The organism is Pseudomonas sp. R28(2017), assembly GCF_002112505.1.
Taxonomy (GTDB): Bacteria; Pseudomonadota; Gammaproteobacteria; order Pseudomonadales; family Pseudomonadaceae; genus Aquipseudomonas.
Genome location: NZ_NEHW01000002.1, coordinates 463,442 through 483,754 on the forward strand (window position 1 = coordinate 463,442; position 20,313 = coordinate 483,754).

At 64.4% G+C, this 20,313-nt stretch carries 21 protein-coding genes; 8 read left to right on the forward strand and 13 right to left on the reverse strand.

Annotated elements, in window-relative coordinates:
- Positions 1 to 9 precede the first annotated feature (9 nt).
- From CAF78_RS04880 to ribBA, 5 genes are all read right to left on the reverse strand, one after another.
- On the reverse strand, positions 10 to 1,158 hold the full coding sequence (locus CAF78_RS04880) for an ABC transporter ATP-binding protein (RefSeq protein WP_085674172.1): 1,149 nt from the start codon (positions 1,156 to 1,158) through the stop codon (positions 10 to 12).
- 19 nt (positions 1,159 to 1,177) lie between these two features.
- A complete protein-coding gene (locus CAF78_RS04885) occupies positions 1,178 to 1,987 on the reverse strand; it encodes an ABC transporter permease (protein WP_085674170.1) in 810 nt (269 codons plus the stop codon).
- A gap of 6 nt (positions 1,988 to 1,993) precedes the next feature.
- Positions 1,994 to 2,911, reverse strand: coding sequence for an ABC transporter permease (locus CAF78_RS04890; protein WP_085674167.1), 918 nt, complete (start codon positions 2,909 to 2,911; stop codon positions 1,994 to 1,996).
- Complete coding sequence (locus tag CAF78_RS04895; RefSeq protein WP_085674165.1) at positions 2,908 to 3,933, reverse strand: ABC transporter substrate-binding protein; 1,026 nt, start codon at positions 3,931 to 3,933, stop codon at positions 2,908 to 2,910. The genes CAF78_RS04890 and CAF78_RS04895 overlap by 4 nt, the downstream gene beginning before the upstream one ends.
- A gap of 351 nt (positions 3,934 to 4,284) precedes the next feature.
- Positions 4,285 to 5,406: a bifunctional 3,4-dihydroxy-2-butanone-4-phosphate synthase/GTP cyclohydrolase II gene (gene ribBA, locus CAF78_RS04900; protein WP_085674163.1), complete on the reverse strand. Its 1,122-nt coding sequence runs from the start codon at positions 5,404 to 5,406 to the stop codon at positions 4,285 to 4,287.
- A gap of 78 nt (positions 5,407 to 5,484) precedes the next feature.
- Here ribBA and CAF78_RS04905 point away from each other — a divergent pair, with 78 nt between their 5' ends.
- Entirely contained in the window at positions 5,485 to 5,778 is a 294-nt protein-coding gene (locus tag CAF78_RS04905) for a DUF1330 domain-containing protein (protein ID WP_060479148.1), read from the forward strand.
- A 114-nt stretch (positions 5,779 to 5,892) separates the two neighbouring features.
- On the opposite strand, the gene CAF78_RS04915 is transcribed toward CAF78_RS04905, so the two are convergent.
- The gene (locus tag CAF78_RS04915; protein ID WP_085674161.1) at positions 5,893 to 6,615 is read right to left on the reverse strand and encodes a pirin family protein; all 723 of its coding nucleotides are present in this window, start codon (positions 6,613 to 6,615) and stop codon (positions 5,893 to 5,895) included.
- 56 nt (positions 6,616 to 6,671) lie between these two features.
- Entirely contained in the window at positions 6,672 to 7,691 is a 1,020-nt protein-coding gene (locus CAF78_RS04920; RefSeq protein WP_085674159.1) for an alpha/beta hydrolase, read from the reverse strand.
- 146 nt (positions 7,692 to 7,837) lie between these two features.
- Here CAF78_RS04920 and CAF78_RS04925 point away from each other — a divergent pair, with 146 nt between their 5' ends.
- Complete coding sequence (locus CAF78_RS04925; protein WP_085674157.1) at positions 7,838 to 8,722, forward strand: LysR family transcriptional regulator; 885 nt, start codon at positions 7,838 to 7,840, stop codon at positions 8,720 to 8,722.
- Positions 8,723 to 8,833: 111 nt separating this feature from the next.
- On the opposite strand, the gene CAF78_RS04930 is transcribed toward CAF78_RS04925, so the two are convergent.
- Genes CAF78_RS04930 through purU form a run of 6 tightly spaced genes read right to left on the reverse strand, consistent with a single transcriptional unit; the run spans position 8,834 to position 15,658 of the window.
- Positions 8,834 to 9,439 (reverse strand): sarcosine oxidase, encoded by a 606-nt coding sequence (locus CAF78_RS04930; RefSeq protein ID WP_085674155.1) that lies wholly within the window; start codon positions 9,437 to 9,439, stop codon positions 8,834 to 8,836.
- Between the two features lie 3 nt (positions 9,440 to 9,442).
- Complete coding sequence (locus tag CAF78_RS04935) at positions 9,443 to 12,346, reverse strand: 2Fe-2S iron-sulfur cluster-binding protein (RefSeq protein ID WP_085674153.1); 2,904 nt, start codon at positions 12,344 to 12,346, stop codon at positions 9,443 to 9,445.
- Positions 12,343 to 12,648, reverse strand: coding sequence for a sarcosine oxidase subunit delta (locus CAF78_RS04940; RefSeq protein WP_085674151.1), 306 nt, complete (start codon positions 12,646 to 12,648; stop codon positions 12,343 to 12,345). The genes CAF78_RS04935 and CAF78_RS04940 overlap by 4 nt, the downstream gene beginning before the upstream one ends.
- 12 nt (positions 12,649 to 12,660) lie before the next feature.
- Positions 12,661 to 13,902, reverse strand: coding sequence for an FAD-dependent oxidoreductase (locus CAF78_RS04945; protein ID WP_085674149.1), 1,242 nt, complete (start codon positions 13,900 to 13,902; stop codon positions 12,661 to 12,663).
- Positions 13,884 to 14,795 (reverse strand): bifunctional methylenetetrahydrofolate dehydrogenase/methenyltetrahydrofolate cyclohydrolase FolD, encoded by a 912-nt coding sequence (gene folD, locus CAF78_RS04950; protein ID WP_085674147.1) that lies wholly within the window; start codon positions 14,793 to 14,795, stop codon positions 13,884 to 13,886. Before folD ends, CAF78_RS04945 begins: the two co-directional genes overlap by 19 nt.
- Entirely contained in the window at positions 14,792 to 15,658 is an 867-nt protein-coding gene (gene purU / locus CAF78_RS04955) for a formyltetrahydrofolate deformylase (RefSeq protein WP_085674145.1), read from the reverse strand. Before purU ends, folD begins: the two co-directional genes overlap by 4 nt.
- Before the next feature lie 224 nt (positions 15,659 to 15,882).
- On the opposite strand from purU, the gene CAF78_RS04960 reads away from it, so the two are divergent.
- From CAF78_RS04960 to CAF78_RS04990, 6 genes are all read left to right on the forward strand, one after another.
- Complete coding sequence (locus tag CAF78_RS04960) at positions 15,883 to 16,284, forward strand: hypothetical protein (protein ID WP_085674143.1); 402 nt, start codon at positions 15,883 to 15,885, stop codon at positions 16,282 to 16,284.
- Positions 16,285 to 16,408: 124 nt separating this feature from the next.
- Entirely contained in the window at positions 16,409 to 16,630 is a 222-nt protein-coding gene (locus CAF78_RS04965; RefSeq protein ID WP_054887100.1) for an MbtH family protein, read from the forward strand.
- Positions 16,627 to 17,367, forward strand: coding sequence for a thioesterase II family protein (locus CAF78_RS04970; protein ID WP_085674141.1), 741 nt, complete (start codon positions 16,627 to 16,629; stop codon positions 17,365 to 17,367). The genes CAF78_RS04965 and CAF78_RS04970 overlap by 4 nt, the downstream gene beginning before the upstream one ends.
- A gap of 258 nt (positions 17,368 to 17,625) precedes the next feature.
- Positions 17,626 to 18,306 carry a hypothetical protein gene (locus CAF78_RS04975; protein ID WP_085674139.1) on the forward strand — a complete coding sequence of 227 codons (681 nt, stop codon included), beginning with the start codon at positions 17,626 to 17,628 and terminating at the stop codon, positions 18,304 to 18,306.
- Between the two features lie 23 nt (positions 18,307 to 18,329).
- Positions 18,330 to 19,664: an endonuclease/exonuclease/phosphatase family protein gene (locus CAF78_RS04985; protein ID WP_143515017.1), complete on the forward strand. Its 1,335-nt coding sequence runs from the start codon at positions 18,330 to 18,332 to the stop codon at positions 19,662 to 19,664.
- 88 nt (positions 19,665 to 19,752) lie between these two features.
- Positions 19,753 to 20,304 (forward strand): hydrolase, encoded by a 552-nt coding sequence (locus CAF78_RS04990; protein WP_085674133.1) that lies wholly within the window; start codon positions 19,753 to 19,755, stop codon positions 20,302 to 20,304.
- Positions 20,305 to 20,313 lie beyond the last annotated feature (9 nt).

Here is a 20,313-nt window from a genome sequence, read left to right on the forward strand (position 1 = left end):
GCACTTGGATCAATGAGCCCCAGCCGACTTGCTCAGGTCGCTCTCGGCCCACTCAGTATAGATGCAGGCATCCGCCACCGCCCAGCGCACTTTCACCGAATCCCCCGGCTGCATCGGCATGCCGGCGGCCGACAGTGCCTTTACCGTCAACTCGGTACCGCCGGCCGTCACCACATGGCAAGTCTGGCTCTCGCCCAGGAACAGTACTTCCCCCACCTTCGCGCTGACTTCGTTCCAGCCCGCCGGCAATGGCTCGCGCGCGGCCTGTTCGGCCGTCAGGGCCAGTGCTTTCTCCGGCCGCACCATGATCAGTGCATCCTGTTGTGCAGCGAGACCTGGGGTCAGGCGGATCGCCACCGGCTGGCCTTCGAAACTGCCCGCACCATTGCTGTTGGCCTTGATCCGCAGGAAGTTCGAGTTGCCCAGGAACGATGCGACAAAGGCATTCGGCGGGTTCTGGTACAGGTCGTAACCGGTACCCAGGCCAACGATCTTGCCATGGCTGAAGATGGCGATGCGCTGGGACAGGCGCATGGCTTCTTCCTGGTCATGGGTCACGTAGACGATGGTGATGCCCAGCCGGCGGTGCAACTGGCGCAGTTCGTCCTGCAGGTCTTCACGCAGCTTCTTGTCCAGCGCACCGAGCGGTTCGTCCATCAGCAGGATGCGTGGTTCGTACACCAGCGCCCGGGCGATCGCCACGCGCTGCTGCTGGCCACCGGACATCTGCGATGGCTTGCGGTGGGCGAACTTCTCCAGCTGCACCAGCTTGAGCATGGCGTCGACGCGCTTGGTGGTTTCGGTCGCGCTGAGCTTGCGGATGGCCAGCGGGAAGCCGATGTTGTCACGCACGTTCAGGTGCGGGAACAGCGAGTAGCGCTGGAACACCATGCCGATGTCGCGCTTGTGCGGCGGCACGTTCACCAGCGACTGGCCTTCGACCAGGATCTCGCCGCTGCTCGGCGTCTCGAAGCCGGCCAGCATCGACAGTGTGGTGGACTTGCCCGAGCCGCTGGAGCCGAGGAAGGTCAGGAACTCGCCGTCCTGGATCTCCAGGTCGAGGTTGTCCACGGCGGTGAAGTCGCCGTAGTGCTTGTTCAGGCCACGCAGGCTGACCAGGGTCTTGCCGTGCGCGTTGTCTTTGATGACTGCACTCATTGTTGTTTTCTCCGCACGCTCAGGCGTTGACTTCGGTGCGCCGGCGCAAGGCGGCGGCAATGAACATGACAAGCAGCGACAGGCCGATCAGCAGGGTCGAGGCCACGGCGATCACCGGGCTCAGGTCCTGGCGCAAGGTGGTCCACATCTTCACCGGCAGGGTCTGCAGGTCGGGGCTGGCCATCATCACGCTCAGCACCACTTCATCCCACGACACCAGGAAGGCGAACAGGCCGCCGGCGATCATGCCTGGGCGAATGGCCGGGAAGGTCACCTTGAAGATCGCCTGCAGGCGCGAGGCGCCGCAGATCACCGCGGCATCCTCGATCGACTGGTCGAACAGCTTCAGCGAGTTGATGATCGAGATGATGGTGAAGGGCAGGGCGACGATCACATGGCTGACCACGAAGGCGAACAGCGTGCCGGTGTAGCCCAGCTTGAGGAACAGCGCGTACACCGCCACGGCGATGATTACCAGCGGCACGATCATCGGCATGGTGAACAGCCCGTAGAGCATTTCGCGGCCAGGGAAGCGGCCCCGCACCAGGGCGAAGGCAGTGGGCAGGCCGAGCAGCACGGCAGCGACGGTGGTCAGCACGGCGACCTTGAGGCTGGCCAGGGCGGCGTCCATCCACTCCGGGTTGGAGAAGAACTGGCCATACCACTTGAACGTCCAGCCCGGCGGCGGGAACACCAGCCATTGGGACGAACCGAACGACAGCAACACGATGAACACCACCGGCAGCAGCAGGAACGCCGCGATGACCCCGGTGGTCAGGTACAGGCCCGTACGCAGCGGGCGGCCCATGGCATTGGGAGACAGGAGCATGGCGGTTTACCTCGCGTTGCCAACCGGGGATTCCGGTTGCAGCTTCAGGTACAGGTAGAAGAGCACCAGGGTGATCACCACCAGCAGTGCGGCGGCGGCGCTGGCCAGGCCCCAGTTGAGGAACGACTGCACCTGCTGGATGATGAACTCAGGCAGCATCATGTTCTGCGCACCGCCCAGCAGGGCCGGGGTGACGTAGTAACCGAGCGACATCACGAACACCATCAGCGCCCCGGAGAACAGCCCCGAGCGGCACAGCGGCAGGAACACCTTCCAGAAGTTGGTCCAGGGGCTTGCGCCGCAGATCGAGCCGGCCTGCAGCACCATCGGGTCGATGGCGTGCATGGTCGCCTGCAGCGGCAGCACGATGAACGGGATCATGATGTAGCTCATGCCGATCACCACGCCGGTGAGGTTGTGCACCATTTCCAGCGGGGTATCGATGATACCCATGGCCATCAACGCCTTGTTGATCACCCCCGAGCTCTGCAGCAACACCAGCCACGAGTAGGTGCGCGCCAGCAGGCTGGTCCACATCGACAGCAGCACGATGTTCAGCAGCCAGCGGCCCCAGCCCTTGGGCACCAGGGTGATCGCCCAGGCCAGCGGGAAGCCCAGCAGCACGCTGATCAGGGTGACCACGCCGGCCACCGAGAAGGTGTTGAACAGCACCCGTGCATAGGCCGAGTTGGCGAACAGTTGCTCGTAGTTGCCCAGCCCTGGCGTTGGCTCCAGCACCCCGCGCAGCAACAGGCCGACCAGGGGGGCGAAGAAGAACAGGCCGAGAAACAGCAGGGCCGGCAGCAGGTTGCGGCTGCCTTTCCAGCGCTGGCTCAGGCTGATGCGGCGCGGGGCCGTTCCCGGGGCGCCGGTGCCCGTGGGGGCACCTTGCGCGTTATGCAGGGCGTTGATGGCGACTTTCATTTGACCAACCACTCATTCCAGCGGGCTGCGATGGCCTGGCCGTTTTTCGCCCAGTAGGCGAAGTCCAGGGTGACCTGGTCCTGGGCGTAGGCGGTCGGCAGGTTCGGGGCCAGGTCTTTGTCGAGCTTGGCGACGCTGTCGAGGTTCACCGGGGCGTAGGCGGTCTTGTTGGCGAAAGCGGCCTGGCCTTCGGCGCTGCTGGCGTTGGCCAGGAACTTCATGGCCGCGTCCTTGTTCTTCGCGCCTTTCGGGATGACCAGGAAGTCGGCCATGACCAGGTTCTGTTTCCAGCTCACGCCCACTGGCGCACCGTCTTGCTGCAGGGCGTAGACGCGGCCGTTCCAGAACTGGCCGAGCGATGCTTCACCGGAGGCCAGCAGCTGCTGCGACTGGGCGCCACCGCCCCACCAGACGATGTCTTTCTTGATGGTGTCGAGTTTCTTGAAGGCGCGGTCCAGGTCCAGCGGGTAGAGGTCCTTGGGCGCTACGCCGTCGGCCAGCAGGGCCAGTTCCAGCACGCCGGGGCTCGGCCATTTGTACAGGGCGCGTTTGCCCGGGTAGGTTTTGGTGTCGAACAGCGCGGTCCAGTCGGCGGGCTTGTTGGCACCGAGCTTGCCTTCGTTGTAGCCGAGCACGAAGGAGAAGAAGAACGAGCCGACGCCATGATCGGAAACGAAACGCGGGTCGATCTTGTCGCGCTTGATCTGGTTGAAGTCGAGGGGTTCGAGCAGGCCTTCGCTGGCGGCACGCAGGGCGAAGTCGGCTTCGACGTCGACCACGTCCCATTGCACGTTGCCGCTCTCGACCATGGCCTTGAGCTTGCCGTAGTCGGTCGGGCCGTCCTGGACGACTTTGATGTCGGTGCTTTTGGTGAAGGGTACGGCCCATGCTTCTTTCTGGGCGTCCTGGGTGGTACCGCCCCAGCTGACGAAATTGAGGCTGTCAGCGGCCTGGGCGGCCTGACATGCCAGGGTCAGCAGGCTGGCGGACAGCACTGCGGTTACACGTTTGCTCAACAGCATGGTTACGCCCTCGTTGCTTTTGTTATTCGAGGCGGGGCTTCTGATGCGCCCGCCAACAGTATTCGGGGAGCAGCTAAAACAAAGTGTCTTGTGGCCGTTTGTAATTGTAGGTGCCGGCCTGCAGATTCAAGGTCTACGGGATATCATATTATGGTATTCCAAACTTTTGGCAAGAGGTATGAGGCGACCGGCCATCACTCCGCGTCAGGTTTGGTCAGATTGTTTGTCCAGGATCAGAAAGCGTGCGCGGTCCCTGTGGGAGCGGGCTTGCCCGCGAACACGGGCGAAGCCCGTGCCATGCCCCGCGGTAGCTGCTTCGCGGGCAAGCCCGCTCCCACAGGGGGCCGTGTTTCAACCCAGCAGGCCAGGCTCGAACGGAATGCTTTGCACCACTTCCAGCTCATACCCAGCCAACCCGGCATACTTCAGCGGTGGGCCGAGGTGACGCAGCTTGCCGACGCCTAGGTCTTGCAGAATCTGCGCCCCGGTACCGACCTCCGAATACACTTTCGACTGCCCGCGCTGATAAGGCCGAACCGGTTGGGTCAGTTGCGGCACGCGCTCGAGCAACGCCTGGGAGGACTCGTGGTTGGCCAGGATCACCACCACCCCGCAACCTTCCTCTGCCACCTTCTGCAGTGCCGCCCACAACGTCCAGTTAGCGGGGCCTGCGTATTCGGCGCCGACCAGGTCGCGCAGCGGGTCGATCACGTGCACCCGCACCAGGGTCGGCTGTTCACGGCGGATATCGCCCATGACCATGGCCATGTGCACGCCGCCTTCGATGCGGTCCTCGTAGGTCACCAGGCGGAACGTGCCGTGCACGGTTGGCAGTTCGCGCTCGCCAATGCGCTTGATGGTCTGCTCGGTGCTCAGGCGGTAGTGGATCAGGTCGGCGATGGTGCCGATCTTGATGCCGTGCTGCGCGGCGAACACTTCCAGGTCGGGGCGCCGGGCCATGGTGCCGTCATCGTTGAGCACCTCGACGATCACCGAGGCCGGGGTGAAACCGGCCAGGCGGGCCAGGTCGCAACCGGCTTCGGTGTGCCCGGCGCGGGTCAGCACGCCGCCTTCGCGGGCGCGCAGGGGGAAGATGTGGCCCGGCTGCACCAGGTCTTCGGGGCGAGCATTGGGTGCCATGGCGGCGGCCACGGTGCGTGCCCGGTCAGCGGCGGAGATGCCGGTGGTAACGCCGCTGGCGGCTTCGATCGACACGGTGAAGGCCGTGCTGAACACGCTGCCGTTGGCCGGTACCATCTGCTCCAGGCCCAGGCGCTGGCAGTGTTCGTCGGTCAGGGTCAGGCAGATCAGGCCGCGCGCTTGGCGGGCCATGAAGTTGATGGCCTGGGCGTCACAGCGCTCGGCGGCGATCAGCAGGTCGCCTTCGTTTTCCCGGTCCTCGTCGTCCACCAGCAGGACCATCTTGCCTTGCCGGTAGTCCTCGAGGAGTTCCTCGATGGTGTTGAAAGCCATGTTGCACGCTCACTGTGGTGGGGTGATTTTTATGGTATACCATCATACACAAATACTGCTAAAACAGGAGAGCAGCGGATGAAGGCCTATTGGATCGCCCACGTCGACGTGACCGACCCCGAGCAATATCAGCAGTACACCCAGCGTGCTCCCGCTGCCTTCAAGGCATACGGCGGCCGCTTCCTGGCCCGCGGCGGGCGCAGCGAAGCGATGGAGGGGCGGCCCACTCCACAGCGTAGCGTGGTGATCGAGTTCGATTCGTATGAACAGGCGGTGGCGTGCTACCGGTCGGCGCTGTACCAGGAGGCGTGCAGCCATCGCCAGGGCGTGGCAAAGGCTGAGGTGATCATCGTTGAAGGGTTCGAGCCCTGAGTCTTTTCTGATGGCCCTTTCGCGGGCTTGCCCGCTCCCACAGTTACTGCACAGTCTTCAGCATCTGTGCGGTACCTGTGGGAGCGGGCAAGCCCGCGAAGAGGCCGATACTGCTTACGGCATGCCAGGTAGCTCATGGGGCCGCAGGTCGAACACCAGCACCTCGGCATCCACGCCATTACCCAGCTCCAGCAGCTGTTCCTGGCGTATCCGCACGCCGTCGCCTTCATTCAGCACCTGGCCATTGAGCTCGATGCTGCCGCGTGCCACATGCACATAGGCATGGCGGTTCTCCGGCAAGGTCAGCGTCGCGCGTTCCGCCCCATCGAACAGGCCTGCATACACCCGCGCGTTCTGCCGCACCTGCAATGACCCGTCGGCACCGTCTGGCGAGATGATCAGGCGCAACTTGCCGCGCTTGTCCTCGGCGCTGAAGTGTTGCTGCTGATAACGCGGCGTCGCCCCTTTCACATTGGGCACGATCCAGATCTGCAGGAAGTGCACCGGTTGCGCCTGGCTGTGGTTGAACTCGCTGTGCGCCACACCGTGCCCGGCGCTCATCAGCTGCACATCACCCGGGCGGATCACCGAGCCGGTGCCCAAGGTGTCCTTGTGCTCCAGTGCGCCTTCGAGCACGTAGGAGAAAATTTCCATGTCGCGGTGCGGGTGCTCGCCAAAGCCTTTGCCAGGGATCACACGGTCATCGTTGATCACCAACAGGTCGGAGAAACCCTGCTCGTCGGGGTTGCGGTAATGGCCGAACGAGAAGGTGTGGAAGGACTTCAGCCAGCCATGGTAGGCCAGGCCACGGTCTTGGGCGTTACGGACGCTGAGCATGACGGATCTCCAGTAAGGGCAGGGCACCTTGGGCCCTGCCATGTGGTTGGCTGGCGTTATTGCAGATGTACCTTCAGTTCGTTCGCGGCCTGGCGCATCGCCGCTTTCACAGCCGGCACCTGGCTCAGCGGGTTGAGCAGGCCATAGTCATGGATCATCCCGTTGTAGCGCACCGAGGTCACCGTCACGCCCGCCGCATTCAGCTTGCGTGCATACGCCTCACCCTCATCGCGCAGCACATCGAACTCGGCCGTCTGCACCAGTGCCGGCGGCAGGCCCTTGAGCTGCTCGCTGCTGGCGCGCAGCGGCGAGGCGTAGATCTCCGCCCGTGCCTTGGCATCAGTGGTGTAGTTGTCCCAGAACCACTTCATCATCCCGGTGGTGAGGAAGTGCCCTTCTGCAAACTGCTTGTACGACGCAGTCTCGAAGCTGGCATCGGTCACCGGCCACAGCAGCAGCTGGAAGCGCAGCGCCGGGGTGCCGGCCTCTTTGGCCTTGAGCGCGACCACCGCCGCCATGTTGCCGCCGACGCTGTTGCCGGCCACGGCCAGGCGCTTGCCGTCGACACCGATTTCCTTGCCGTGCGTGGCCACCCACTGGGTCGCGGCGTAGGCTTGGTTGATCGCCGTCGGGTAATGCGATTCTGGCGAAGGGGTGTAGTCCACATAGACCGCCACCGCGTTGGAGCCGACCACCAGGTCGCGGATCAGCCGCTGGTGGGTCGGGAAGTCGCCGAGCACCCAGCCGCCGCCGTGGAAGAACATGAACACAGGCAGCTCACCTTTGACATTGGCCGGGCGCACCACCTGCAGCTTGATCGACTGGCCGTTGGCCTGGATGGTGCGTTCCTTGACCTCGATACCGGACAGGTCGACCTTCACCGAAGCCTGGGCACCGGTCAGCACGGCGCGTGCGTCTTTCGGGCTGAGCTGCTCGAGCGGCTTGCCGCCCCCTTGCTCCAACGCTTCGAGGAAGGCCTGGGTGTGCTGTTCGACGCCTGGGCTGCCGGCAGCGAAAACGCTGGACACGGACAGGGCGAGGAGGGAAGCGGTGAGCGTCTTGTGGACAATGTTCATGAGCGAATCCTTTTCTGTTCAAGTGTTGGTAGTGGGCGTCTTGTCTGGCCTTCAGGGCCATCGCTGCGACCTGTGTGTAGATTAAGGAGATGCACTCACGGGAAAAAGCCGCTATAAAGCGTTTGACTGTCACCAAGATCGAGACAATGAACCCCTACGAAGACATGCGCATCTTTGCCCAGGTCATGGAAGCCGGCAGTTTCACCGCCGCCGCCGACCGCCTGGGCATGTCCAAGCAATCGGTCAGCCGCCGCCTGATGCAGCTCGAAGAGCGCCTCGGCGTGCGCCTGCTCAACCGTTCCACCCGGCGCCTGGACGCCACCCCGCTGGGCCAGCACTATTACCAGTCGGCGCTGCGCCTGCTGGGCGAGGTGCAACAGGTGGAGCACGACATCAGCGGCCAGACCCAAGCCCTGCGCGGTACCTTGCGCCTGAGTGCGCCGCTGTCGTTCGCCATGGCTCACCTGGGCTGCCTGCTGACCGAGTTTCTGCAACTGCATCCGCAGGTGGATGTGGAAGTGGACCTCAGTGATCGCCCGGTGGACCTGATTGGCGAGGGGTATGACCTGGCGCTGCGCATTGGCGCGCTGGAGGACTCCAGCTTGATCGCCCGGCGCATTGCCGATGTCGAGCGGGTGTATTGCGCGAGCCCGGCGTACCTCGAAGCACGGGGCGTACCTGCCAAGCCAGATGAACTGGCCGAGCATGATTGCCTGCCCTATGGGCACTCGCGGCAGGTGCAGTGGCAGTTCCGCCTGGGCGGCAAGGCGCAGACCATTCAGGTGACCGGGCGGATGCGGGCGAACAACGGCGAGTTGCTGCGGGATGCGGCGATTGCCGGGATGGGGGTGACCTATTTGCCGACCTTCATCGTCGGGCAGGCACTGGCGGACGGGCGGCTGGTGACGGTGCTGGATGAATGGGTGCCGCCGGCGTTGCAGTTGTCGGCGGTGTACCCGCAGCACCGGCAGGTGGCGCGGCCGGTGCAGGGGTTTGTCAGTTTCCTGCGCGAGCGGCTGACACAGCTCTGAAACCGCGTTGGCTTCTTCGCGGGCTTGTCCGCTCCCACAGGTACACCACAGTTCTCAAGCTCTGTGGTGTACCTGTGGGAGCGGACAAGCCCGCGAAGAGGCCGGTACAGGTCAAATCATCAGCTGATCCACCCCGACCCACCCGCCATCGAACTCATCCATGGCATCCAGCACCGCCTCCTGGAAATACGCCAGCGATGCACGGTCGAACAGCAATTGCAGTGCTGGCAGTTCATCGCTTCCGACATTCACCACGATCACATTGATCCGCGCCGCCGACGTCTGCGCCACGGCACCGACCGCAAAGGCCTGCAGACGCAAATCGACCCCGCACAACTTGGCCATCACCGCACTGCAATGCTCCCCCGACAGTTGCAACCAGGCATGGCTGTCCTGACGCGGCAACAGGTAGTTGCGCCGGGCATCCTGCACCCACGTCTCTTCTTCGGCGGCCACCCGTGCGCCTTGGTCGGCAAAGCTGCCCAGCAAAAGATACTCACTGGCCGACAGGCGCGCCACCCAGCCGCCATCGTCTTGACGCAAGGCCTGGTTGGGTAGCAAGGGCAACTGGTATCCGCGTGCTTCCAGATAGGCAGCGGCGTCCCCCCCACGAAACCCGACCCGCGCAAGTCCCGTCAGGTCGGTCAACGCACAGCTGTGCAGCAGCTCGGCCCGTGGGCTGCGTGGAATGAAGGCTTCAGCTTTCAGGCTGGTCATGGTTCAGAGCTCCTGGCGCAGGTTGTCGGGATCATGGAAGGGCAGTTGCACCACCTTGGCATTGACCATCACGCCGCCTTCCACGCGGATTGGGATATGCATGCCAGGTATCGCCTGATGGGCGCCGGCGTAGGCCAGGCCGATGATCTGCCCCAAGGTCTGCGAGTACTCGCAGGAGGTGACGTTGCCGCTGATGTCCGGGCCGTCCAGCACCAGGTGGCCTTCCAGCGGTTGCGGGCTGCCCTTGGGCAGGGTGAAACCGACCAGCTTGCGTTTGAGCGGCTGGGCTTCAAGGATCTCGATCGAGCGCTTGCCGACGAAGAACGGCTTCTTGCGGCCGATCGCCCATTGCATGTCGATCTCCGCCGGGTGGGTCATGCCGTCGGTGTCCTGGCTGATGATCACGTGGCCTTTTTCCAGGCGCAGCAGGCGCTGGGTCTCGACGCCGAACGGGCGGATGCCCAGCCCGGCACCGGCCTGCATCAGGGCGTCCCACAGGCGTTCGGCGTGGCGCGCCGGCACGTGCACCTCATACCCCAGCTCGCCGACGAAACCGACCCGCAGGATCCGCGCCGCAATGCCGGCCACCGTGCCCAGTCGCACACCCAGGTAAGGGAAGGCTGCGGCCGACAGGTCAAGGTCTTCACAGACCTTGGCCAGCACCTGGCGCGACAGCGGCCCGGCCAGGTTGACGGCGGCCAGGGCAGCGGTCACGTTGGTGATGTCCACGTCCAGGCGCCACTGCGCGTTCCACTTGAGCATCTGCTGGTAGATACGGTCCACGCCGCTGGTGGTGGCGGTGACGTAGAAGTGCTGCTCGGCCAGGCGCGCGCAGACGCCGTCGTCGATCACCACGCCGTGCTCGTTGGTCATCAACGCATAGCGGGTGCGGCCGATGGCCAGCTTGGCAAAACCGAAGGTGTACAGGCGCTCCAGCAGTTCGGCGGCGTCCGGGCCGCGCACGTCCAGCCCGCCCAGGGTGGAGACGTCGATCAGGCCGACCTTTTCGCGCACATGGCGGGCTTCCTCCTGCATGCAGCGCTCGCGTTCTTGCGCCTTGCCGTAATAGGCCGGGCGCTGCCAGATGCCGGCGGGCATCATTTTTGCGCCGGCTTGCAGGTGGCGGCGGTGCATCGGCGTCTGCCGGTACGGGTCGAACGCACGGCCAGCGACATGCGCCAGCTTCTCTGCCTGGAACGGCGGGCGGGCAGTGGTCACGCCGGTTTCGCTGATGCTGCGGCCGGTGGCCTGGGCCACCAGGCGCGCGGTGGGCAGCGCCGAGTGGCGGCCCTGGGACGGGCCCATGCCGACCGTGGAGAAGCGCTTGACCAACTGCACGTCGCGGTAGCCACTGCGGGTGGCATTGACGATATCGCGCACCTGCAGGTCCTCGTCGAAGTCGACGAAGTCCTTGCCCTTGGGGTGCGGGAAGATCGGCCAGGGGAAGTTGACCTTGGCCTCGGCAACGTAGGCCGATGGCGTTGCTGCTTGCAGGCCCAAGGCCGCGAGTGCAGCAGCGGCGCCGCGGCTGGCATCGGTGAGCACGTTGTCCAGATGGTGGCGGCCGTTGACTGAGCCTGCGATATCCAGCCCGTTCGGTAACTGGCTGATGGCGAACTCGTCGCGGTTGACGTCATAGGCCAGCTTGCCACCGGCCTGGCACAGCAGTTGGTACACCGGCATGTAGCCGGCCGACATGCACAGCAGGTCGCAAGCCACACGCAGGCCGTGGTCGCCAACGTTGCCCTGGCCAGTGATCGGGCGGATTTCCGCGCCCGTGACATGGCGCATGCCTGCCTCGTGCAGGGCCTCAAAGACGGTACTACCCAGGTGCAGGGGAATGTCGCGACGCTTGAGCTCGCTGGCCAGCGCGCCATCGGCTGGCGCGGCGCGCATGTCGACCAGGGCGGCGACGGCCACGCCTTGCTCCTGCAGGTCGAGCGCGGCCAGGTAGCCGTCATCGTGGCCGGTGAGGATCACTGCACGCTGCCCCGGCTTTACGGCGTAGAGCTTCATCAGTCGTTGCGCGGCACTGGTCAGCATCACCCCGGGCAGGTCGTTGTTGCGGAACACCACGGGCTGGTCGAACGAGCCGGCTGCCACCAGGCAACGCGTAGCGCGCACCTTGTACAGGCGCTTGTGCTGGATCACCGGCAGGTAGTTGTCGGTGAACCAGCCGTTGCAGGTGGCTTCGCACAGCACCTGGATGTTCGGGTGCCCCTCGACGGCGGCCAACAGTTCCTGGCGCAGGCTGGCGGCACGGGTGCCGGCGATGTCGAAGCGGGCGTAGGTCAGCGAGCCGCCGAGCACTGGCTGCTGCTCGATCAGCAGCACCTTGGCCCCGCCATTGGCCGCGTCCAGCGCGGCGCGCAGGCCGGCCGGGCCGGCACCGATGACCGCCACATCGACAAACAGATAGGCTTTGTCGTAGTACTGCGGCTTGAAGCCGAGGTCGAGCACGCCGAGGCCGGCCTTCTTGCGGATCAGCGGCTCCCAGACCTTCCACATGCCCTTGGGCTTGTAGAACGAGCGGTAGTAGAAGCCCACCGGCATGAAGCGCGAGAACTTGCCCAGATAAGCGTCGCGGTCGTGCTCCAGGCTGCCGTTGAAGTTCTGCCCGGTGACCACCTGGCCGTCACGGGCGGCCTCCATGTCGGCCAGCACGTTGGGCTCTTCGGGGAGCTGCACCAGGGTGTTGGCGTCTTGCCCGGCCATACTCAGCGGGCCGCGCGGGCGGTGGTACTTGAACGAGCGCGACAGCAGCCAGCGGCCGTTGCCGAGCAGGGCGCTGGCGAGGGTGTCACCGGCAAAGCCCGGGCAGGCCTGGCCGTCGAACTCGAAACACAGGGGCCGCTCGCGGTCGATCAGCAGGCCCATGGGCGCGGGGAGGCGAGTAAGGCTGTTCATCCGGCGATCTCCGGGGTGGCGGCGGGGGTGAAGTCGACGCGGCGGTCGAACAGTGCTTTGGGGTCGAAGGTGCGCAGCACCTGGTCGCTGACGGTGTGGCGCTCGGCCAGGAACCAATAGCTCGAGGCGTTGTGCAGCCACCACTCGATGACCACGCCGGCCAGGTTGTCGCTGTTGAACACGTAGTCGGCCCACTCGGCGTCACTGCAGCGGGCCGGGTCGGGCATGTGCTTGAACTCGCCACCGTAGGTGAACTCGCTGATGTTGCGCGGGCCGTTCAAGGGGCAGGTCAGGATCTTCATCGTCGTGTGCTCCTAGTGGCTGGCCGCGGTGGCGCCCATTTCGTTGACTTGCTGGAAGCGGCTGAAGCGCTCCAGGGCGAATGGCGCGATCATTTCCGGCACCTTGCCGCCGCTGGCGACCAGCTCGGCCATGGTCTTGCCGCAGATCGGCGTCGACTTGAAGCCCCAGGTCCCCCAGCCGGCATCCAGGTAATAGTTCTCGACCGGTGACAGGCCCATGATCGGGCTGTAGTCCGGGGTCATGTCGGTCATCCCGGCCCATTGGCGCATCAGCTTGGCGTTGGCCATGAACGGGAACATTTCGATGGCATGGGCCAGCAGGCTTTCCTTGAGGTCGAGGGTGGAGCGGGTGTTGTACAGCGGGTACGGGTCCGAGCCACCGCCGAAGACAATCTCGCCACGGCTGGTCTGCTGCACGTAGCAGTGCAGTGCCGAGGAGCTCACCAGCGGGTCGAGGAACGGCTTGAACGGCTGGGTGACCATGGCTTGCAGCGGGTAGGTGTGGATCGGCGCACGGATGCCGGCCTTGGCCATCAGCAGCGAACTGGCCCCGGCCACCGCCTGCACCACGCAACCGCACTGCACGGTGCCACGGTTGGTCTTGACCGCTTCGATGCGGCCATTGCGGATCAGCAGGTCCTGCACTTCGGTCAGCTGGTGGATCTGTACGCCGCGCTTGGCAGCCTGCTTGGCGTAGCCCCAGGCCACCGCGTCGTGGCGCGCGGTGGCGCCGTCGATGTGCCAGAGGCCGGCAAGCACCGGCAGGTGACCGGGGTCCAGGTTCAGGCTCGGCACCAGTTCGCGGATCTGCTGGCGGTCGATCATCTCGGTACGCCCGCCGAAGTGCTTGTTGACCTCGGCGCGCTGGCGGAAGGCGCGCACGGTGGCGTCGGTGTGCGCAAGCGTCAGCTGGCCACGCTCGGAATACATGATGTTGAAGTCGAACTCGTTGGACAGGTTCTGGAACATCCGCACCGATTCCGCATAGAAGCGCACGCCCTCGGACGTCAGGTAGTTGGAGCGGATCACCGCGGTGTTGCGCGCGGTGTTGCCGCCACCCAGGTAGGCCTTTTCCAGCACCGCAACGTTGGTCACGCCGTGGTATTTGGCCAGGTAATAGGCGATGGCCAGGCCGTGGCCGCCGCCGCCGATGATCACCACGTCATAGCGCGGCTTGAGTTCGCACGGTGGCGGCAGGTCGACCTCCACCGGGTAGTCGGCGCTCAGGCCGTATTTCAGCAGGGCGAAAGGCATGCGGTGCGCTCCTGGTGGGCGGCCTGTTGCTGCAGGTCGAGGGCGAGCAGGGTGTTTTTCATCAGGTAGGCGATGGTCATCGGGCCGACGCCGCCGGGCACCGGGGTGATGGCGGCGACCTGGGGCAGCGCGGCGGCGAAATCGACGTCACCGACCAGGCGGCTGTGGCCACCTTCGTCGATGCGGTTGATGCCGACGTCGATCACCACCGCGCCGGGCTTGAGCCAGTCGGGCCCGATCAAGCGTGGCTTGCCGACCGCCGCGATAACGATGTCGGCCTGGCGGCACAACGCCGGCAGGTCGCGGCTGCGCGAGTGCACCAGGGTCACCGTGCAGTCGGCCTGCAACAGCAGCGCGGCCATGGGTTTGCCGACGATGTTCGAGCGGCCGACCACCACCGCATGCTTGCCGCGCAGCTCGCCGTAGGCATCACGCAGCAAGCGCATGCAGCCACTGGGGGTGCAGGGCGTGAGCACGTCGCGGCCCTGGGCCAGGCCGCCGACGTTGGCGCTGTGGAAGCCGTCGACGTCCTTCAGCGGGTCGATGGCCTGGAGAATGCGGTGCTCGTCGATATGCCCGGGCAACGGCAGTTGCACAAGGATGCCGTTGACCTCGCTGTCACGGTTGAGCCGGTCGATCAGGGTCAGCAGATGCGCCTGGGTGGTGTCGGCGGGCAGGCGATGTTCCAGCGAACGGATGCCCACTTCCTCGGCCCGCAGCACCTTGTTGCGCACGTACACCTGGCTGGCCGCGTCGGCGCCGACCAATACCACCGCCAGGCCCGGCTGCACGCCGCCCTGGCGCAAGGTCTGCACCTGCTCGCGGACCTCGGCCAGCACCCGCGCCGCGGTGGCCTTGCCGTCGATCAGCTTGCTGCTGGGGATGGCGTTCATTTGAAGATCACCGTGCGGTCGTGGTTGAGGAACACCCGGTGCTCGAGGTGGTACTTGACCGCGCGGGACAGGGCGATGGTCTCGGTGTCGCGGCCGATCGCCACCAGGTCGTCGGGGGCATAGGCGTGGTCCACGCGCTGCACTTCCTGCTCGATGATCGGGCCTTCGTCGAGGTCGCTGGTGACGTAGTGGGCGGTGGCGCCGATCAGCTTGACCCCGCGCTGGTAGGCCTGGTGATACGGCTTGGCACCCTTGAAGCCGGGCAGGAACGAGTGGTGGATGTTGATCGCCCGGCCCGATAGCTGGCGGCACAGGTCGTCGGAGAGGATCTGCATGTAGCGCGCCAGCACCACCAGTTCGGTGCCGGTGTCTTCGACGATGCGCATCAGCGCGGCTTCCTGCTCGGCCTTGGTCTCCTTGGTCACCGGCAGGTAGACGAAGCGGATGCCCTGGCGCTCGGCCATCGGCCGCAGGTCGAGGTGGTTGGAGACCACGGCGGTGATCTGCATGTCCAGTTCGCCCTTGGCGTGGCGATAGAGCAGGTCGGCCAGGCAATGGTCGAACTTGCTGACCATCAGCAATACGCGCAGCGGCCGGGCGCTGCTGTGCAGGCTCCAGTCCATGTCGAAACGCTGGGCCACATCGGCGAAGCCCGCCTCCAGTTGCGGGGTGTCGCCGCTGACACCGGTGTTGTAGCGGAACACCGCGCGCATGAAGAAGCGGCCATTGTCCTCGTCGTCGAACTGCGCCATCTCGCTGATGTAGCAACCGTGCTCGGCCAGGTAGGTGGTCACCGCCGCGACGATGCCGGACACGGCCGGGCAGCTGACGCGCAGGATGAAGTGATCGGGAGCGGGGTGCATGTCGGATAGGCCTCGTGATGGAGTGGGGCAGGTCGGGCACAAGGGCAAAAGAGGCTTCGCGGTGGGCGAAGTAGTGTTTCTTGGTGGGAATATAAATTTCCCTTGGGCGATTTATAGGCGATGCAAGGGGCTGTGGTCCAGTGCTTTGTGAAATTTTTTATCCTGACAGGAAAGTTCTGCTCGGGCGTTCACGGTGAACGGGCCAGTGAGGCTATGCTTGCTCCATGAGCACCCCACCCCCTCTTCGCCAACCGTGCCCCCCTGGCGCCTGTGACTGCGGCCGCGAACACCTGGCCGAGCACCCGCCAGCGGCCCAACGCATCCTCCTGCTCACCCGCCAGGAAGAGAAGCGCCTGCTCGAACGCCTGGAACACCTCAAGGACCTGGAAGACCTGCAGCGCCTGCAGCTGCGGTTGTACGAGAACCTCGGCATCCGTCTGCACATCAGCCCAGGCTTCAACGAGGTGCGCACCATGCGCGGCATCGTCATCGAACTCGACGACCAGCCCGGCCTGTGCCGCAAGACCCGCCAGTCGATCCCGGCCGCGATCCGCCGTGGCCTGGAGCGCAACCCAGAGGTGGCGTTCCGCTTGCTGGATGCTCACGACCTGTTGCGTAACACCTGAGGGCAAGGCTGCTCCTATAGGGATTCTCGCCAGGGCCGCTAATTTTTCAGAAGTTTCCTACGTCTACCTGAGAACTTCCCTGCGCCAAGGGCGCAGCGGCATCCATCACTCAAGGAGACAGGCAATGACTTCCGTATTCGACCGCGACGATATCCAGTTCCAGGTAGTGGTCAACCACGAAGAGCAATACTCCATCTGGCCGGACTACAAGGCCATCCCCGAAGGCTGGCGCGCGGTGGGCAAGAGCGGCCTGAAGAAAGACTGCCTGGCCTACATCGACGAAGTCTGGACCGACATGCGCCCCTTGAGCCTGCGCCAGCAGATGGCCGCAGCTGCCGCCCAGTGACCACGCTGAACCTGCTGTGCCTGCCGTACTCCGGGGCCAGCGCCATGGTCTACAGCCGCTGGCGGCGCAAGCTGCCGGCCTGGCTGCAGGTGCGCCCGGTCGAACTGCCCGGGCGAGGTGCGCGCATGGGCGAGCCGCTGCAGACCGACATGCAGGCATTGGCCCGGCAACTGGCCAGCGAACAGCGGTCAGTTGCCCACAACACCCCGTATGCGCTGCTCGGCCACAGCCTGGGCGCACTGCTGGCCTTCGAGCTGGCCCATGAGCTACTGGCACTGGGGTGCCCGCCACCTGCAGCGTTGTTCGCTTGCGGCACTGCGGCGCCAACCCGGCGCGAGGACTACGACGGCAACAACTGGCGCGCCCCCAAGAATGATGATGAGCTCAAGCGTGAGTTGCGCGAGCTCAATGGTACTCCGCCAGAGGTGCTGGACAACGCCGAGCTGATGAGCCTGACCTTGCCGATCCTGCGCGCCGACTTCCTGCTCTGCGGCCGTTACCTCTACCGCCAGCGGCCGGCTCTGCACTGCCCGCTGCATGTGCTGGGGGGCGAGGATGACCGGGCCAGTGGAGAGCAACTGCAGGCCTGGCGCGAGGAAACTACGGGTGACTTCACACTTGATCTGTTCCCAGGCGCGCACTTTTTCATCCATGAACAAGAAGATCGGGTGCTGGGCCGGCTCGGCGAGTTATTGCACGCTGCCTGTGATCCTTGTCGGCAATCCTCTGCGGTGTGAGCAATCAAAGCCTGTGTGACTGTCGACGATGCTGCGCTCTACTGGAGCCTTGTTGATCATCGATAAGGCTCCACCATGCCATTGCACTTCAGCACACAGGTTTCAGGTCTGTTCAGCAAGGTAGAACAGGCCAGATTTTCACCTTCGGCCGGTTGCCACGCCGTAGGCCACAATCACAAGTTCTACTGCGTTTTTCGCCAAGAGGCAGCTGCCACTACGGCTGTGTATGCGCAGATGTCACTCCCAGGTGCCTGGAGTGTGGCTCGTTCCCTGTACCTGGAAAGTCCCTACGCCGACCCCACCCTTTTCACCTTCAAGGGTGAGCTCTATGCACTGGTCGCTGGCAACACGGAGCAGGCCCAGTCGGTGCCTGCGCGTCTGACGAACATCAATGTGAATACCCTCGTCACCACAAGCGAGGTATTCACTATCCAGTTTCAAGGCACCCCTGCACTGGTGGAACACCGACAGAAGCTTTACCTGTTCTACCGCCAGCCCGGCACGGGCGAGCTGCGCTGGAGCTGGACCAGCGACCTGGACACCTGGGCGGCGTCCGAGGCCGTGATGTCGGGGGGAGAGGTTCTGACACCGGTCGGCGACCCTGCCTGCTGCGTGTACCAAGGGGTTATTCACCTGTTTCACGGTACCACCTCTGACGTATCCCACATGCGCTTCGATGGCGACTCAGGCTGGAGCCGTTCGCAGACCTTCATAGCGCGCAAATTCGAGCATCCGCCAGTTGTGGTGGTCCATGACGGGCTGCTCAACCTGTTTTGCGTCAAGCCAGAAGGGCGCCCGGTAGATACGGCCATTTACCGCTACCGCTATGACGGAAATGCTGTCGGCCTGGTCGACCTGTGCGAGAACATGTTGGCAACCGACCTTCCCGGCGCAGCGGTTGTCGATGGTCACCTGATCCTTGCCTACCGCTCGATCTGAGCCTCTGTACAAAGGAGGGCCAGATGCCTGTAAGCCGTAGAATCCGCCTGGATGCGGATTATTTTCTTACCCAAAGCGCGAGCCGGACTGCCTTGTATTTCCACCTGAGTGCGTTCGTCGACGACATTTTCGACCTGCTGTCGACGGACCCGGTCACCGCAGAACATTCAGCGGCATTCTTGAGTTATCACCTTTCAACGACTTTCGTACACAGCGGTAATTTTGAGCGCCAGATGGCGTTGGCCGAAGACCTGACGACCCTGCTAGATGCCCACTACAACGATCCCGGAACGTTGGCCGCGCTTGCGGCTGCCCCGCGCCCCCAGGCATACGCGGTGCTATTGCGCTTCTACAACATCCATCATGCCTTGTTGAGCAATGGCTTGCGTGCCACCGAAGGCCCCTTGCGTCTGGATGCCTTCGATACCTTGCGCCGGCTGCGCAGTGCCGTGGGTGGAGCGTGGCGGCCATGGCAAGCGCTTGTGCGTCTTTCGGGTGCGATCAGCGACTATTATCACATTCGGGTGGCCAACCCGCCGGGTGGTTCGGTCATCGAAGTGGGCAGGCAGACGTATCAGGGGTTTGGGGTCGATATACGGGTGGCCTCTTTCAACCTGCAGGGTTTGAATGCGCAGGGTAACAACAAGTACCAGTCGCACATCCTGCCGATGCTGGCGCAACACCATATCGTGGCCGTGCAGGAAGCGGGCGATGCGCCACCCAGTTCCCAGCTTGTGGCACCGTTGACGGTAACCGACCAATTCGGCGCGCAGCATCTGGTCAATCAGTACATCTGGCAGGCCGGGACCCAGGCGCGGCCGTTGCGCTACCAACTCTATGTGCTCGATGTGCAGCGATTGAGGGTTCGACTGGCCATGGTTGTAACGGAACAAGTCCAGGTCGACGAGGTGGTGGTCATTGCCGATGGTGTGCCCAGGATGGCGGGCCTGCAGTCGGCCAGGCCAGTGCTGGGATTACGCGTTCGGCTTGGCGGCATGGCTGAGACCGTGGCGATACTGAACTTCCATGCCATTTCCAATGGTGGTGCGAACTGCTCGCGGGTGCTTCGTGAGGTGACTTGGCACGTCGGTGCGCGCTACGCACTGGTCGGCGATTTCAACCGTGACCCACGCCCGCCAAGCCAGGCCTTCCCTCGGCGTGGCAACTGGGTCAACCCACCCGGCATTGGCGAACTGGTCATGGCGCAAAGCCCAACGCACCCCAGCTATGGGCCCACCCAGATGCTCGATTACGCCGTCACCAATGGCACCCGTGAACCGAGCGGCCTGGGTAGGGTCGGCCCGGTGATGGATTCGGATCATCGCTCGGTGTCCTATACCTTCAGCTTTTCCGGATGAATTGACGGGGCACGGCGACTGGGACAGGCTATACGCGGCGCGGCACAGCCGTCGGGCCTTTTCCTTCTCGCTGGGCTAGGGAGCTGCAATGCTGATTGATCCTCACAAGGCCACCTTGCTGGTCGTCGATATCCAGGAAAAGCTTATCGGTGCCATGAGCGACCCCGAGGGTACCCGCGCCCGGGCGCGCTGGTTGCTGGCCGCCTGCAGCGAGCTGGAGCTGCCCGTGGTGATCTCCGAGCAATACCCCAAGGGCCTGGGCCATACCTTGGCGGAACTGATCGCGGTGGCTCCGGCCGCCGAGGTGGTGGAAAAGACCCATTTCTCCTGCGTGGCCGCCGAGTGCCTGCCCGCCAGCCTGATGGCCCGCGAGCAAGTGATCGTCTGCGGCATGGAAACCCACGTCTGCGTGTTGCAGACCGTGCTCGGCCTGCTGGGCCTGGGCAAGCAGGTGTTCGTGGTCGAGGATGCCTGCGACAGCCGCACCCCAGCCAACAAGGCTGCGGGCCTTGCGCGCATGCGCCAGACCGGCGCGCAGGTGGTGACCCGGGAAATGGTCCTGTTCGAGTTGATGGGCAGCGCCAGCCACCCGCAGTTTCGCCATATCAGCAAGGCCTACATGGTCGGTGAACAGCCCTGAACGGGCGGC

Bases quoted from the DNA above. Each gene is read 5' to 3' on its own strand.
- CAF78_RS04880 (WP_085674172.1), bottom strand. From the start codon at position 1,158: ATGAGTGCAGTCATCAAAGACAACGCGCACGGCAAGACCCTGGTCAGC.
- CAF78_RS04885 (WP_085674170.1), bottom strand. From the start codon at position 1,987: ATGCTCCTGTCTCCCAATGCCATGGGCCGCCCGCTGCGTACGGGCCTG.
- CAF78_RS04890 (WP_085674167.1), bottom strand. From the start codon at position 2,911: ATGAAAGTCGCCATCAACGCCCTGCATAACGCGCAAGGTGCCCCCACG.
- CAF78_RS04895 (WP_085674165.1), bottom strand. From the start codon at position 3,933: ATGCTGTTGAGCAAACGTGTAACCGCAGTGCTGTCCGCCAGCCTGCTG.
- ribBA (WP_085674163.1), bottom strand. From the start codon at position 5,406: ATGGCTTTCAACACCATCGAGGAACTCCTCGAGGACTACCGGCAAGGC.
- CAF78_RS04905 (WP_060479148.1), top strand. From the start codon at position 5,485: ATGAAGGCCTATTGGATCGCCCACGTCGACGTGACCGACCCCGAGCAA.
- CAF78_RS04915 (WP_085674161.1), bottom strand. From the start codon at position 6,615: ATGCTCAGCGTCCGTAACGCCCAAGACCGTGGCCTGGCCTACCATGGC.
- CAF78_RS04920 (WP_085674159.1), bottom strand. From the start codon at position 7,691: ATGAACATTGTCCACAAGACGCTCACCGCTTCCCTCCTCGCCCTGTCC.
- CAF78_RS04925 (WP_085674157.1), top strand. From the start codon at position 7,838: ATGAACCCCTACGAAGACATGCGCATCTTTGCCCAGGTCATGGAAGCC.
- CAF78_RS04930 (WP_085674155.1), bottom strand. From the start codon at position 9,439: ATGACCAGCCTGAAAGCTGAAGCCTTCATTCCACGCAGCCCACGGGCC.
- CAF78_RS04935 (WP_085674153.1), bottom strand. From the start codon at position 12,346: ATGAACAGCCTTACTCGCCTCCCCGCGCCCATGGGCCTGCTGATCGAC.
- CAF78_RS04940 (WP_085674151.1), bottom strand. From the start codon at position 12,648: ATGAAGATCCTGACCTGCCCCTTGAACGGCCCGCGCAACATCAGCGAG.
- CAF78_RS04945 (WP_085674149.1), bottom strand. From the start codon at position 13,902: ATGCCTTTCGCCCTGCTGAAATACGGCCTGAGCGCCGACTACCCGGTG.
- folD (WP_085674147.1), bottom strand. From the start codon at position 14,795: ATGAACGCCATCCCCAGCAGCAAGCTGATCGACGGCAAGGCCACCGCG.
- purU (WP_085674145.1), bottom strand. From the start codon at position 15,658: ATGCACCCCGCTCCCGATCACTTCATCCTGCGCGTCAGCTGCCCGGCC.
- CAF78_RS04960 (WP_085674143.1), top strand. From the start codon at position 15,883: ATGAGCACCCCACCCCCTCTTCGCCAACCGTGCCCCCCTGGCGCCTGT.
- CAF78_RS04965 (WP_054887100.1), top strand. From the start codon at position 16,409: ATGACTTCCGTATTCGACCGCGACGATATCCAGTTCCAGGTAGTGGTC.
- CAF78_RS04985 (WP_143515017.1), top strand. From the start codon at position 18,330: ATGCCTGTAAGCCGTAGAATCCGCCTGGATGCGGATTATTTTCTTACC.
- CAF78_RS04990 (WP_085674133.1), top strand. From the start codon at position 19,753: ATGCTGATTGATCCTCACAAGGCCACCTTGCTGGTCGTCGATATCCAG.